Origin of the sequence: Trinickia acidisoli (assembly GCF_017315725.1) — a bacterium.
Taxonomy (GTDB): Bacteria; Pseudomonadota; Gammaproteobacteria; order Burkholderiales; family Burkholderiaceae; genus Trinickia; species Trinickia acidisoli.
In genome coordinates this window covers 1,491,894-1,505,575 of record NZ_JAFLRG010000001.1, presented here as the reverse complement: position 1 = coordinate 1,505,575, position 13,682 = coordinate 1,491,894, and the positions used below count along the sequence as shown (strand labels likewise).

The following is a 13,682-nucleotide window of genomic DNA, read 5'->3' as shown; positions in this document are numbered from 1 at the left end:
CGGTCGATCAAAGATCAACGTTGTTGGGAAGAATCACGAGGTCGCGGATCGTCACGTTGCGTGGCCGCGTCAGCATGAAAAGCACGGCATCGGCCACCTCCTGCGGCTGCATCAAGCTGCCCGAGGCGAGCGCTTCGTCCATCTTTGCCTTCGGCCAATCGTCCAGCAGCGCCGTGACGACCGGGCCCGGCGCCACCGCGCCGACCCGCACGCCGTGCTTCGCGACTTGTCGCCGGGTCGTGTGAACGAAAGCCTGCACCGCGAACTTGGATGCGGTGTAGATCGGCTCCCACACGACCGGCACGATGCCCGCGATGGAACTGGTGAAGACGATGTCCCCCGCTTTCTGTGCAACTAGGTGCGGCAGTACCGCATGAACGGACCTGAATGCGGCATTGACGTTCAGATTGAGCACGCGATCCCACTCGTCGGGATTGCCGTCCAGCACGTCGCCGCCGATATAGGCACCGGCGTTCGCATGAAAGATATCGATGCCGCCGGCCAGCTCGAGGATACGCGGTAGCAATGCGGAAACCTCCGATGGCTGCAGCAAGTCCATGGCGAGCGGCAGTGCATTGGGCCCGAGCGCCGCGCAGCATGCGGCGAGCCGCTCTTTCGCACGATCGATCAGAACGACCCGCGCACCCGCCGCGATCAAGCTGCGCGCACATTCCAGACCGATACCCGATGCCGCGCCGGTAATGGCGGCAACCTTTCCTACCAACGATTCAGACATTCACTGCTCTCCTGGATGACAGAGATGATGCGGTTACGCGCGGCCGTGCGAAACGCGGGACTGCCGGGCGAGCGAATCGACGATCACCGCGACGGCCAGCACCGCGCCGGTGATGATGAAGCGCAGCGAGGACGACAGATTCAGCAGCGTCAGGCCGCTCGCGATCGACTGAATCACGATGATGCCGAGCACCGCCGAATACGCGCTGCCACGGCCGCCGAAGAGACTGGTGCCGCCGATCACCGCCGCCGCGATGGCGTTCAGGTTGACGTCGCCCGTGCCGGCCTGCTGACTGGCCGATGCCAATCGCGCAGCGCTCATCACACCGCCGAGCGCGGCAAGGCTCGCGCATAGCACGAAGGCGCTGGTATAGATGGCGCCGACCTTGATACCCGCTCGCCGTGCGGCTTCGTGGTTGCCGCCTACGGCGTTCATCGACCTGCCCCATCGCGTGCGCGTCAGCGCGTAGTCCATCACGACGGTCAAGCCAAGAAAAATGCCGAACATCAACGGAACGCCACGCCCACGATTCAGGTAAGCAACGACGATCTCCAACAACACCGTGATTGCGACGCTGCGCACGAGAAGGCTGCCGATCGACGCCGCCGACAGGTTGGCCTCATGGCGACGCGCCCGCGTGCGCATGCCCACCAGCAGAATGACCACGCCGGGCAGCAGCGCAAGCAAAAGCGATACGACGGGAGGAATGGTCATGAGCTGCCCGAGATTCACGACACGCGAACCGTAGGGCAAATTGATCGATCCGGCCGCCCCGAGGACGTAGAGCTGCATCCCGAGAATCGCAAGCAACCCGGCTAGCGTCGAAACGAAGCTCGGCATCCCGAGTCGATTGAACAGCAGCGCATACAACGCACCGACCAGCGCGCCGACGACGAGCGCGCAGACGATGGCGAGCGACACTGGCCAACCGTGATCGACCCAGAGCGTGCCGACGAGCGCCGATGCGAAGCCGCTTATCGAACCGACCGAAAGATCGATCTGCCCGACCAGCAGCACGCAAACGATGCCCAACGCGATGACCCCGACCGTCGAGCAGTCGAACAGCAGGTTCACGAGATTGTTGGCGGAGAGGAACACCGGATTGAGGCTCGCGAACACGGTCCAAATGATGATCAAGCCCACGATGACCGGCAGCGGCCCCACGTCGCCCGAGCGGACGCGATCGACGAAGGCGGAAACGGTATCGCCGATTCCGTTCGCGTGCTTGACGCGGACATCGCTGCGGTCGAGCAGTTCGGATGGCGTCGGCGTACGCGGTGCTTCGTGCCGCGCATCACGTTGCGTTCGATTGCTCATGGTCATTCCTTTGTTCCGGCGGCCTGCTCGGCTTGGCGGCGGCCTGCGCGGCGCGACACGGCGTTCTCCGTAGCGCCGGTGATCGCGGCGATCAGCGCTTCGTTCGACGAGTCGCGGTAGAAGATGCCGTTGTTGCGGCCGAGCCGCAGCACCACGATCCGGTCCGCCACCGCGCGCACGTCTTCCATGTTGTGGCTGATCATGATGACGGCATGGCCGCGGTCGCGCACGCGCTCGATCAGGTTCAACACCTCGGCGGTCTGGGCCACGCCCAGCGCCGCCGTCGGTTCGTCGAGCATGATCAGCTTCGGGTCGAGCAGCAGCGAGCGGGCGATCGCCACGGTTTGGCGTTGCCCTCCCGATAGCGAGGCGACGACGTCGCGCACGCTGGGGATGCGTGCCGATAGTTCATTCAGGAGCGTCCAGGCCCGCACTTCCATGGAGACCTCGTCGAGACGCCACGGCGCCAGCTCACGGCCGAGAAAGATATTCGCCACGACATCGAGGTTTTCGCAGAGCGCGAGGTCTTGGAACACCGTCGCGATGCCGAGGTCGAGCGCCGTGCCCGGGTCCGATAGCGCAACCGGCCGGCCGCCGAAGGTAATCGTGCCGGCGCTCGGTTGATGAACGCCGGCGAGGATCTTCACGAGCGTCGATTTGCCTGCTCCGTTGTCGCCGACCAAGGCGACCACTTCGCCGGCACGCACGTCGAGCTCGATATCGGTCAGCGCGGAGACAGCCCCAAAGTTCTTGGAAATGCCGCGCAGGCTGAGCACCAGTTCGCCGACCTTCGCACGTGTGCTTGGATTTTCGTTCATAGGAGTGCCACCCTTCATTTCGCGGGGCTCGGCCTGAACCGAAGCCCCATCCGACATTGAGCCGGATCAATATCAGTGCATGATTCCGAGCTTCTTGCAGCCATCCGCATAGCGGCCCGTGCAAAGTTGCGCGGCGCTCGCAAAGCCCTTGTCGACGACCTCGGCCTTGAGGTTGCTTTGCGTGATCACCGCCGGCTTGAAGAGTTGGGTCGGCGTTTTGAAAAGCGTCGTCTCGCCCTTGGGCGCATGCCCCGAGAGAAAGCCTACCGCTACCTTCGCCGCGGCTGCCGCGACGATCTCGCTCGGTTTCAGGATCGTGTTGTACTGATCGCCTGCGATGATCAACTGCAACCCGGCAATCGTCGCATCGTTGCCCGTCACGGACGGAACGGGGTTGACCCCGGCCGCCTTGAAAGCGGCGATGGTGCCGCCGGCCGTTCCGTCGTTGGCGGCCACGACCCCCACGATCTGCGAGCCGAAGCGAGTGATCTGCCCGCTCACCCACTGTTGCGCCTTGGGCGGCGCCCACTCGGGCGTGTCGTACTCGGCAAGCGTCTTGTAGCCGCTACCGGCCAACCCCTCGTGGATACCCTTGCGGATCAGGCCCGCCGCCGCGTCGGTGGGCGAACCGTTCACTTCCAGCACGCCGCCCTTGCTGGTCGACACGCCGCTGTCCTTCAAATGTTGGACGAGCGATTGGGCGATCGCCTTGCCAATGCCTTCGTTGTCGAACGACACGTAGTAGTCGGCCGGGGTCGAGGGCACGGGCCTGTCATAGGCGATCACCTTGATGCCCTGGCTTTGCGCGATATGAACGAGGGATGCGGCGGCCGTGGAGTCCACGGGGTCGAGCACGATCACCTTGGCACCTTGCGAAATCGCGGAATTGAACTGTTGCTGCTGCTGGGCCGCGTCGGCATTGGCATTCTGATAGAGCAGCTTGCAATCGGGGCAAAGCTTTTTCATCGCGGCTTCGAAGCCAGGGAAGTCGTGCTGCTCGTATCGGGTCGAGGCTTCGTCGGGCATCAAGAAAGCGACCGTCCCGCTCGGCGCCGCCAGCGCCGCCGTGCTACCGATCAGACTCAGGGTCAACGCACAAGCGCCGATCAGTCGATTCGTCAGTCTCGTCATCATTCGTCTCCGTTGTTGTCATGCTTTTCAAAGTTGAGCGCGTCCCTCGCGCCGCAACGGCACGACAGACGAAGTGGAAAACGTTATGGAGTCGGGCCTACTGCTCGGGTCAGCCCGGCGGTGCGGCCGATAGGCCGCTAGTCGGGCGCACTGCCAGCACGTGCGGCGCCGTGCCGAGAGGTGATTGCGCATCGTCGATCGCGATCGCGACGTCGCGGCTACGCGCGTTCAAGCGCTGCAGCGTACGGAATTCCGATGGCGACATACCCTTCACCGTCCGGAATTGACGGTTGAAGTTCGAGACGTTGTTGAACCCTGCTTGGAAACACACTTCGGTGATGCTCGCTTCGTCGGCCGTCAGCATCTGGCAAGCCGATTCGATTCGCAAGCGGTTCACGTATTGAACGAAAGGCATGCCCGTGTGACGGTGAAACGCACGCGAAAACGCACTGACGCTCTGCCCGGCGAGTTGTGCGAGATCCGATTCGCGCAACTCGGACGCAAAGTTCTTGCCGATGTAAGAGAGCGCGTGACTCAACCGCGTCGATGCGGCGTGCACTTGATCGCAGGCGGGACTCGCGAGCGGCGTCCGCTCGGCCGCACCACAGAGCCGATCGAGCAGCAGCAAAAAGAGCGACGTGCGGCGAATCCCGTGCGTCGTCAGCAGCGCCTCGAACAGCGGCGCGACGGCCGCGCTCGTCGCGCTGTCGAATGCGATGCCGCGGCGCGCATCATCGAACAGGCTCTGCGCCTCTCGGCATTCCGGGAAGGTGTCCATGCAGCGGCGCACGAAGTCCTGACTGAACTGCATGACGAGATTGCGACGCTCGATCGTCCCGCCTTCGGGCACATCACTGATCCAGTTGTGCGGCAGATTCGGGCCGAGCAAGACGAGGTGACCCGGGCCATACGTCCCGATGTGGTCGCCAACGAAGTATTTTCCTTGCGTCGCGACGATCAGATGCAACTCGTATTCAGGGTGAAAGTGCCAGCGGATCGTCCGGTACGGATACCCATGCGACCAAACCTTGAATGATTCGTCGCGTCGTACTTCGACTACCTCGAGGTCCGGGCGCATCATGGTGCCGTCTCCAAGCTCGTGCCGATTGCCCGCCGCCGCCATGCGTTTGCTGGACGGCGGCTGAGTGTTGTTGATTGAAATTTAGGACCATCGGCAGTTTGACTCCACCAACTTTACGCCGTTTTTTCAGTACTTTTTTGCTTTTCTCCCGGCACGAGCGCCCAAAACGGCAAATTTGTGCAATGCGGCAACACTGGAAAGCCGAGCGTAATCAGGCTGCGCGTCTACCCGACACATAGGTCGCGTGCGGTACCGGTAGCGCTTTGCAAAGCCTCACGCGCACGATGTCGGCGCGCAAACCGACTTCGATCGCGCCTCGGTCTTCGAGCCCCGCCGCTTGCGCGGGCGCCGACGAGACAGTCGCGATCGCGCGCGGCAACGACCATCCGGCATCACGAACAAGCTGAAACACAGCCATCATCAAACTGGAAGGGACGTAATCCGAGGACAAGACGTCGAGCAAGCCTTCGTTGGCGAGCTCCAACGCGGAGACGTTGCCCGAATGCGAGCCGCCGCGCACGACGTTGGGCGCACCCATCACGGTAGCGAGCCCATGCGCGCGGGCCGCTCGCGCCGCGGCCATCGTCGTCGGAAATTCGGAGATCTGAATGCCGTCGCGCACGGCTTCCTCGACATGTTCGACAAGCGTATCGTCATGGCTCGCCACCGATATGCCGAGCGCCTTGCAACGCTCGACGATGCAACGCCGATGCTCGTGCGCATAGCGCGTCTGCAGATCCGAGAGCTCGACGAGTGCTGCCTCCATCTTCTCGTCGCTCCACTTGCCGTTACGCTCCTGGTATTGGCGCCATTTCGCGGGGTCTTGCCACTGACGCTGGCCGGGCGTGTGATCCATGACCGATGCGAGTTGCAGCAAGCGATGGTTGCCGAACTCGTCGAAGAGTTCGATCACGTCCGCGGTGCCTACCTCGCAGCGCAGATGCAGATAATGATCGGCACGCAGCAGGTCGTGCTCGGCCAATCGATCGAGCGCCGATACCGCTTTCCGATGAATTTCGCTTCCGCGCAGGCCCGCATCGGCACGTGAGCCGATCGCGAGCGAATCGAAGACGGTGGTGATACCGGCAGCGGCCACCTGGGCGTCATGGATCACGACTGCCGCTTCGACGTTCCACATCACGCCCGGGCGCGGCGCGAGATGCTTTTCCAGGTTGTCCGTATGGACCTCGACGAAGCCGGGCAGCAGATAATCGCCTTGCCAATCCTCGGCGTCGTGCACGCTCGTCGTCCCGCGTGCAACCTCCGCAATGCGCCCCTTTTCGATCCTCACCACGCCGATGAATTCGTCATCGCGCGTTACGATCCGTGCATTCTTGATCAACATCCCGGTACTCCGTATCCGCTGTGGCGGGCCACGTCCGTGGCCGCCATCGATTTTCGAACGTTCATGCGGCCGCGGGCATCGCCACGGGCTCGAGCTCGAGCCGGCGCGTGGCAACTTGCTCGCGCGCCGCTTCATCGTGAAAGATGCCGACGATCGCAGCACCGCGTTCGCGCGCCTCGACGACGACCTCCGTCACGACTGCACGGTTCGATGCATCGAGCGAGGCGGTCGGCTCATCGAGCAATAACACAGGATGCTCGGCGATGAGCCCGCGCGCAATGTTCACACGTTGCTGCTCGCCCCCTGAAAACGTCGCCGGCGCGAGATGCCAAAGGCGCTCGGGGATGTTCAGGCGCGCGAGCCAATCGCCCGCGCGTCGTCGTGCTTCGTCCACGTCGACCCCGCGCGAGACGAGCGGCTCAGCAACGAGATCGAGCGTCGGCACGCGCGGAATCACGCGTAGAAACTGACTCACATAGCCGAGCACTTCGCGGCGCACGCGCATGACATCGTGCGGACTCGCGCCCGTCAGTGCAATGTGCCGATGCTTGCTCGCCTCGTCGCGCAATAGGATAGATCCCGCACTTGCCAAATAGTTGCCGTAGAGGCAACGCAGCAGCGTGCTCTTGCCTGCGCCTGAAGGGCCGACCAGCGCCACGCATTCGCCGCGCGAGACATCGAGATCCACGCCGTGCAGCGCGGCGATCGCTTGGCCGCCTTGCGTATGAAGCACGAACGTCTTCGAAATACCACGCGCGCGCAGCATCAGTCGATCGTCGTCAACGAGGTGCGTGTCGATTGGCTCTTCACTCATTTAGGACTCCTCATTTCTCGCGCATTCAAACCGGCAGTACGGAAGACACGAGCAATTGCGTGTAGGGGTGCTGCGGATCGTCGAGCACCTGGTCGGTCAAGCCCGCTTCGACGACGCGTCCGCCTTGCATCACCATCAGGCGATGCGCCAGCAGCCGCGCCACGCCGATATCGTGCGTCACGATCACGCAGGCCAGATGCAACTGCGCGGTCAGCGTGCGGAGCAAATCGAGCAGGCGCGCCTGCACCGAAACGTCGAGGCCGGCGGTTGGCTCATCCATCAGCACGAGCCGCGGCCCCGTGACGAGATTGCGCGCGATCTGCAACCGCTGCTGCATGCCGCCTGAAAACGACGTCGGCAAATCGTCGATGCGCTCGGTATCGAGTTCGACACGCCGCATCCAGTTCGATGATGTTTCGCGGATCCTCCCGAAATGACGTGCACCGACCGCCATCAGCGGTTCGCCGATATTTGCCCCCGCCGATACGGCCATGCGCAACCCATCGCGCGGATTTTGTTCGACGAAGCCCCACTCCGTGCGCATCAAAAAGCGACGGCGCGGCTCCGACAACGTCAGCAGATTCAGCCATTCGCCATTCACCGTCGAATAGGCCAAGCTACCCGAATCGGCAGACACGCGCAGCGCGACGGTATTGAGCAGCGTCGATTTGCCCGAGCCCGATTCGCCGACGACGCACAGCACTTCGCCCGGATAGAGATCGAAGCTCACGTCCTCGCAGCCGATCCGCTCACCATAACGCGTCGTTAGATTGCGTGCGCTCAATAAAGGAATCATGTGCGCTCCCCTTCCGCCTCGGTAGCCAGCACGCTCGCCGAGCGATCCGATGCACGGGCTTGCGTCGCATGCACGTTGCCGTTCTCACCTTCGGCGACCCGCTGCTGGCAATAGTCGCTATCCGAGCAGACGAACATTCGCTTGCCCTTATCGTCGACGATCATTTCGTCGAGGAAGCTTTCGCGCGAGCCGCAAATCTCACAGGCATGGTCCCATCGCTGAATCTCGAACGGGTAGTCTTCGAAGTCGAGGCTGCGCACGCTCGTATAGGGTGGTATCGCATAGAGCCGCCGCTCGCGTCCTGCACCGAACAGTTGCAGCGCCGGGTTCATATGCATCTTCGGATTGTCGAATTTCGGAATCGGCGACGGTGCGCTCAGATAGCGGCCGTCGACAATCACCGGATAGTCATAGGTCGTCGCAATGCTGCCATGTCGAACGATGTCCTCGTAGAGCTTGACGTTCATGAGCCCGTACTCGGACAACGCGTGGAGCTTGCGGCATTCGACTAGCCGCGGCTCCAATCGATAGAGCGGCTCCGGCAGCGGCACCTGGTAGACGAGAATCTGTCCGTCCGCCAGCGGTGTTTCCGGAATCCGGTGACGCGTTTGAACGATCGTCGCCTCGACCGTGCGCGTCGTGGTTCTCACACCCGCCGTGCGAGCGAAGAAGCGTCGGATGTTGACGGCGTTGGTGGTATCGTCCGAGCCCTGGTCGATGACCTTGAGGGTATCGTCGCAGCCGATGATCGCAGCCGTGACCTGAATGCCGCCGGTGCCCCAGCCGTAAGGCAGCGGCATCTCGCGCGAGCCGAACGGAATCTGATGCCCGGGAATCGCGACGGCCTTCAAGAGCGAGCGCCGGATCATGCGCTTCGTCTGCTCGTCGAGATAAGCGAAGTTGTAGCCTTCGACGGTCGCGCCGGCATCCGCCGATCCGCTCGCATCCGGCGAATCGGGTCGCGCCTCAGAGGCCGTCTGTTCGTTGGCTTCGTGCCTATGACGCGCGTTCATGCAGCCTCCTCCTCTTCGTTGTCCGTATTGTCCGTATCGTCCGCACCGCCCGCATGTAGCGCCGGGTGACCCGCGCGCAGACGACGAACCAATTCGAGTTCGGATTGGAAATCCACGTAGTGAGGCAACTTCAGATGCTGAACGAATCCCGACGCTTCGACGTTGTCGCTGTGGTACAGCACGAACTCGGGGTCTTGGGCCGGAGCCGTCACTGTTTCGCCGAGCTCTTCGGCGCGCAGCGCACGATCGACGAGCGACATGGCCATCGCTTTTCGTTCTAAATGACCGAACGCCAGGCCGTATCCCTGCGTGAAGCTCGGCGGCGCCTTCTTGCTGCCCGAGAACTGATTGATCATTTGGCATTCGGTGACATCGATCTCGCCGAGCTCGACCGCGAACCCGAGCTCGGGAATCTCCATCTCGACGGCCACCTTGCCGAAACGGATTTCGCCCGCAAATGGGTGATTGCGTGCATACCCCCGCTGCGTCGAGTAGCCCATCGCGAGCAAAAAGCCTTCGTCCCCGCGCGCGAGGTTCTGCAAGCGCACGGCGCGCTCGGCCGGCATGAGCAGCGGCTCGAGCGCAAGGTCCACCGGCTCGGCGGCATCCTGCAGCGGCCGTTCCTGTTCGATCAAGCCTTCCGCATCGAGCAACGCGACGACGCGCGGCATCGGGGCCGCTTCCGCGGCGGCGGCGGCTTCCTCGTGATTGAACTGATCGGGCTCGGTTTGCACGCGTGCCGTGTTCGCATTCGCCGGCTCCGACCGCCCCTCGGCAAGCAGCGAAAAATCCAGCAGCCGCTGTGTGTAATCGTAGGTGGGGCCGAGCAGTTGCCCGCCAGGGACATCCTTGAACGTGGCGGAAATGCGGCGTTGCACCTCCATTCGCTCGGTGTCGATCGGCACCGTATAGCCGAAGCGCGGCAACGTTGTCCGGTAGGCTCGCAACAGAAAAATCGCTTCGACGAGATCGCCGGCCGCCTGTTTGATCGCAAGCGCCGCAAGCTCTTCGTCATAGACGGAGCCTTCGGTCATCACGCGCGCGACGGCAAGGCGCAGTTGCTGACGGATCTGCGCGATCGTCAGTTCGGGTTCGGTGCGATCGCCGCGCCGGGCTTCTTCGAGCAAGCGCCACGACGCCTCGATGGCGCGCTCGCCTCCTTTGACAGCGACGTACATTAGTTGAGCTCCACTCGAGTCGTGCGCGGGATGCCGATCACAGACCGCTCGCAGACGAGATAACAATCGATGCCGCAAGGCGCTTGCGTCGCGAGCGATGCGCGCGCGTGCCAAAACGCATCGGCCATGCCCACCGGCGCGGCAGGCATGCTGGACCGAATACCAGGCCCTGTCAGCGTGAGCGGCCGGCCGCCTTCGAGCGCATCGACGCGAATCAGCAGCGTGGCCGATCCTTGCGGTGCTTCGGGCGTGCCCAGCGAGAACGTGCCAGGAGTCGGCATCGTGGCGGCATCGGCAATGTAAGCAAACGCCGCCGCTTCGGGCGCATCGGCAAGCGGCGCGCCCGTATGGAAGCGGATGGCTTGGGCGAGCGCTTCATCGTGCCGCTGCAGCCAAACCGGCGTCGAGAAATCGACGAGCGTCAACATCGCGGCGAACGCCGCGGCCGGCCACTGGCGTTGCGCGTCGACGTCGATCTCGACGTCGATCGAGCGTACCGTGCCCGGCCGGGCAAGCGCGTCGAGCAGCACGCGAAAGCACCGCTGCGCGTCGTGGACGGGATCTGCAAAGCCGCGTACCAGCGTATCGAGCGCGGAAAATCGTTCAGTCATCATTCGCCTCGGACCATCGTATAGAAATCGACTCGCGTCGATGCCGTCTGTTCCGCGCGTTCGTGGCGCGCTGCGTTGCGTGTCCGCGCAAGCGGATCGAGCAACCGCTCGGTGACCGCCTTGCGCCAACGCGCCGATTGGAGCATCGCATCGGCAAGTGCCGCGAGCTCGGCGCGCCGCTTGTCGCGACCCAATTGATATGCGATGCCGACTGCGCCCGCGCCGTCGCTCTTACTATCGCCCTTCAGCCGCAGCACGGCCCGCGTCACCGTGGCTTCGCCGAGGTTAAAAGGGTCGCCCGTGCCGCCGATGCGACCTCGCACCATGGCAAGACCCGTCTGCGGCGCGCGCAGCCAATCGAACGCCGGCAGCGGTGCGTCTTCACAAATGGCTTCGAGCGCCGACTCTAGCGTCGCGCGTGGCGCCCCTGCAAGCTGCGCGAGCCAGCACTGTCGTTCGAGCGTCATGTCGGAAGATGTACCCTTCATTTGACCGTTTCCTCGATGAGTCATCAATGCGTGTGTTGCACGAGTGGCGAACCGTACGCGGGTCGAATCCACGCATCACTTCGCTTCGGCATCGTTCGCTTTCTTATCTAGTCGTCTAGACGAATAGACTTAACTCGTCGCATGCTAGCATATCGTTGCATCCCTGGTGCGGCGTTCGACATTTAGCAACGCTCGACTTCGCGTTTCACAAACGAATCATCGCTGCCCCATACAATGCTCGCTGATTGAGAGAGATTCAAACCGATCGGAATGACACGATGATGAAACGTAGCAATGACGGCGCGGCCAGGCAGGTCGGTGTGTCGCTCGCTTCCGCGAACGCGGTCGAACGGGGTGCGGGCATAGCGGTATGGCGTCAGATCGAACAGGTGCTGGCCGCCGAGATCGCGGCGAGCGGCTTCGGCGAGAGCGGCCGCTTGCCGAGCGAAGGCGAATTGGCGAAGCGCTTCGGCGTGAACCGTCATACGGTGCGCCGAGCCATGCTCGGGCTCGCTGCCCAGGGATTGGTCAGCGTCGAGCAAGGTCGAGGCACGTTCGTTCAACCCGGCGCGATCGACTATACGATCGGGCGCCGCACGCGGTTTACGGAGAACTTGCGCGAGCAAGGCCACTCGGCGCAAGGAACGGTGTTGTCGGCAGCGTCGGTGAAAGCCGAACCGAAAGTCGCCAAGGCGTTGGGCCTGCGCGCCGGCACGCTCGTCTATCGCATCGAATCGCTGCACGCGGCCGACGACGTGCCGCTCACGTACGCGCTCGCCTGGTATCCGGCGGCCCGCTTCGCGGGCCTGCCGGAAGCGATCGAGCGATCGGACGGGGGCTTCTCGGCGGCGCTCGCCGAATATGGGGTGGCCGACTACTCACGGCGCTGGAACCGCATCGGCAGCATGCTGCCCGACGCGGAGAGCGCGCGCCGCCTCAATATCAACCGTCAACAACCCGTGCTGTGGGTAGAGAATGTCGACGTCGATAGCGACGGCGTGCCCATCAAGTACGGCGTTACCTACTTCGCTGCCGATAGAGTGCAGCTCTACGTCGAACAAGACGCATGAAGCCAAACGATCAGGACAACGAAGCATGTCGGTGGAATGCCGAAAGCCGATTTGCGATCTATTACGCCCCCTCCACCGCTTCACCATGGTGGAGCGCGGGATGCCGTTGGCTCGCGCGCGATCCCGAATCAGGCATCGCGTTCGCACCGCCCGTCGTCCCCGCACTCGCCGAGCGTTCGCTCGACGTGGCGCGCCTCTCGCGCTCGCCGCAGCGCTATGGTTGGCACGGAACGCTGGTCGCACCGGCGCGCCGCGCGACGAATACTTCGTTCGACGAGATCGTCGGCCACGCGCTCGCATGGGCACGCCGACAGCGTCCGTTCGAATTGGCGGTCGAAGCCGTCGCACTCGGACGTTTCGTCGCAATCCAGCCCGCAACGACGGCGGGAGCGGAGGCGATGCGCGCGCTCGCGGCGGATGCGCTGCACGAATTCGCTCGTTTGCGCGCCATGCCGAGTGAAGAGGAGCTGCGCCGCAGGCTCGCAACCGATCTCACCGAACGCCAGCGCGAATTGCTCGGCCACTGGGGTTATCCCTATGTGCTAGAAGAATTCCGCTTCCACATGACGCTCAGCGATTCGATCGAAGCACTGGAGCGGCAGGTACTGATCGACTGGTGGCATATGCGCTTGCCCGAACTCGGCCCGCTGCCGGTCGACGGCGCCGCGCTCTTCGTCGAACCGAGCCCTGGCGAGCCGTTCACGCTCGCCAAGCGTCTACCGTTCGGAGACGCGCGATGACTGGGCGCATCGTCTATGTCATGGGCCCGTCCGGCGCCGGCAAGGACACGCTGCTCGAATTCGCGCGCGCTCGCCTGAGCGGTTCACGCGTAGTTTTCGCGCATCGCTACATCACACGCCCGGCCGGCGCCGGCGGTGAGAATCACGTGCATCTGAGCCACGAGGAATTCGGTGCCCGCGCGGATCTCGGCCTGTTCGCGCTTCAATGGTCGAGCCACGGGCTGCGCTACGGGATCGGCATCGAGATCGAGACGTGGATGGATCGCGGCGTTACCGTCGTCGTCAGCGGGTCACGCGAAAACGCCGGAGAAGCCGCCGCACGCTATCCCACACTCACGGCCGTGCATATCGACGCACGCCCCGACGTTCTCGCTGCGCGGCTCACCGCGCGCGGGCGAGAATCGATCGACGACGTGCGCGCGCGCCTCGCGCGTCGGGTGCCGTTCGCCCTTCCGCCGCATGTCGCGCTCACGAAGATCGACAATTCGGGAGCGATCGACGAAGCCGGACAAGCGCTTCTCGAAGTTCTGACGACCGCCTGAAA

General features: G+C 63.5%; 15 protein-coding genes. 3 read left to right on the top strand and 12 right to left on the bottom strand.

From position 1 onward, the window contains the following. Positions 1-7 precede the first annotated feature (7 nt). From J3485_RS07030 to phnG, 12 genes are all read right to left on the bottom strand, one after another. Complete coding sequence (locus tag J3485_RS07030; RefSeq protein ID WP_206951794.1) at positions 8-736, bottom strand: SDR family oxidoreductase; 729 nt, start codon at positions 734-736, stop codon at positions 8-10. A 33-nt stretch (positions 737-769) separates the two neighbouring features. Next, complete coding sequence (locus J3485_RS07025) at positions 770-2,053, bottom strand: sugar ABC transporter permease (RefSeq protein WP_206951793.1); 1,284 nt, start codon at positions 2,051-2,053, stop codon at positions 770-772. Between the two features lie 2 nt (positions 2,054-2,055). Then, on the bottom strand, positions 2,056-2,871 hold the full coding sequence (locus J3485_RS07020) for an ATP-binding cassette domain-containing protein (RefSeq protein ID WP_206951792.1): 816 nt from the start codon (positions 2,869-2,871) through the stop codon (positions 2,056-2,058). Between the two features lie 72 nt (positions 2,872-2,943). After that, positions 2,944-4,002 (bottom strand): ABC transporter substrate-binding protein, encoded by a 1,059-nt coding sequence (locus J3485_RS07015; protein WP_206951791.1) that lies wholly within the window; start codon positions 4,000-4,002, stop codon positions 2,944-2,946. 109 nt (positions 4,003-4,111) lie between these two features. Next, positions 4,112-5,083 (bottom strand): AraC family transcriptional regulator, encoded by a 972-nt coding sequence (locus J3485_RS07010; protein WP_206951790.1) that lies wholly within the window; start codon positions 5,081-5,083, stop codon positions 4,112-4,114. Positions 5,084-5,294: 211 nt separating this feature from the next. Further along, positions 5,295-6,428 carry an alpha-D-ribose 1-methylphosphonate 5-triphosphate diphosphatase gene (locus tag J3485_RS07005; RefSeq protein ID WP_206951789.1) on the bottom strand — a complete coding sequence of 378 codons (1,134 nt, stop codon included), beginning with the start codon at positions 6,426-6,428 and terminating at the stop codon, positions 5,295-5,297. A gap of 61 nt (positions 6,429-6,489) precedes the next feature. Then, positions 6,490-7,242, bottom strand: coding sequence for a phosphonate C-P lyase system protein PhnL (gene phnL, locus J3485_RS07000; protein WP_206951788.1), 753 nt, complete (start codon positions 7,240-7,242; stop codon positions 6,490-6,492). 25 nt (positions 7,243-7,267) lie between these two features. Next, positions 7,268-8,038, bottom strand: a complete 771-nt coding sequence (phnK, locus tag J3485_RS06995) for a phosphonate C-P lyase system protein PhnK (protein WP_206951787.1) — start codon at positions 8,036-8,038, stop codon at positions 7,268-7,270. Further along, positions 8,035-9,051 (bottom strand): alpha-D-ribose 1-methylphosphonate 5-phosphate C-P-lyase PhnJ, encoded by a 1,017-nt coding sequence (locus J3485_RS06990; protein WP_206951786.1) that lies wholly within the window; start codon positions 9,049-9,051, stop codon positions 8,035-8,037. Before J3485_RS06990 ends, phnK begins: the two co-directional genes overlap by 4 nt. Then, positions 9,048-10,229 (bottom strand): carbon-phosphorus lyase complex subunit, encoded by a 1,182-nt coding sequence (locus J3485_RS06985; protein WP_206951785.1) that lies wholly within the window; start codon positions 10,227-10,229, stop codon positions 9,048-9,050. The genes J3485_RS06990 and J3485_RS06985 overlap by 4 nt, the downstream gene beginning before the upstream one ends. Further along, positions 10,229-10,840: a phosphonate C-P lyase system protein PhnH gene (gene phnH / locus J3485_RS06980; RefSeq protein ID WP_374192412.1), complete on the bottom strand. Its 612-nt coding sequence runs from the start codon at positions 10,838-10,840 to the stop codon at positions 10,229-10,231. The genes J3485_RS06985 and phnH overlap by 1 nt, the downstream gene beginning before the upstream one ends. Then, positions 10,840-11,328, bottom strand: coding sequence for a phosphonate C-P lyase system protein PhnG (gene phnG / locus J3485_RS06975; protein ID WP_374192411.1), 489 nt, complete (start codon positions 11,326-11,328; stop codon positions 10,840-10,842). Before phnG ends, phnH begins: the two co-directional genes overlap by 1 nt. Before the next feature lie 281 nt (positions 11,329-11,609). Between phnG and phnF the strand changes: the two genes are divergently transcribed. The 3 genes from phnF to phnN are packed head-to-tail and all read left to right on the top strand — an operon-like array spanning position 11,610 to position 13,680. After that, a complete protein-coding gene (phnF, locus tag J3485_RS06970) occupies positions 11,610-12,398 on the top strand; it encodes a phosphonate metabolism transcriptional regulator PhnF (protein ID WP_206955692.1) in 789 nt (262 codons plus the stop codon). Then, positions 12,395-13,138, top strand: a complete 744-nt coding sequence (locus tag J3485_RS06965) for a DUF1045 domain-containing protein (protein WP_206951783.1) — start codon at positions 12,395-12,397, stop codon at positions 13,136-13,138. The genes phnF and J3485_RS06965 overlap by 4 nt, the downstream gene beginning before the upstream one ends. Continuing rightward, complete coding sequence (gene phnN / locus J3485_RS06960) at positions 13,135-13,680, top strand: phosphonate metabolism protein/1,5-bisphosphokinase (PRPP-forming) PhnN (protein ID WP_206951782.1); 546 nt, start codon at positions 13,135-13,137, stop codon at positions 13,678-13,680. The genes J3485_RS06965 and phnN overlap by 4 nt, the downstream gene beginning before the upstream one ends. Positions 13,681-13,682 lie beyond the last annotated feature (2 nt).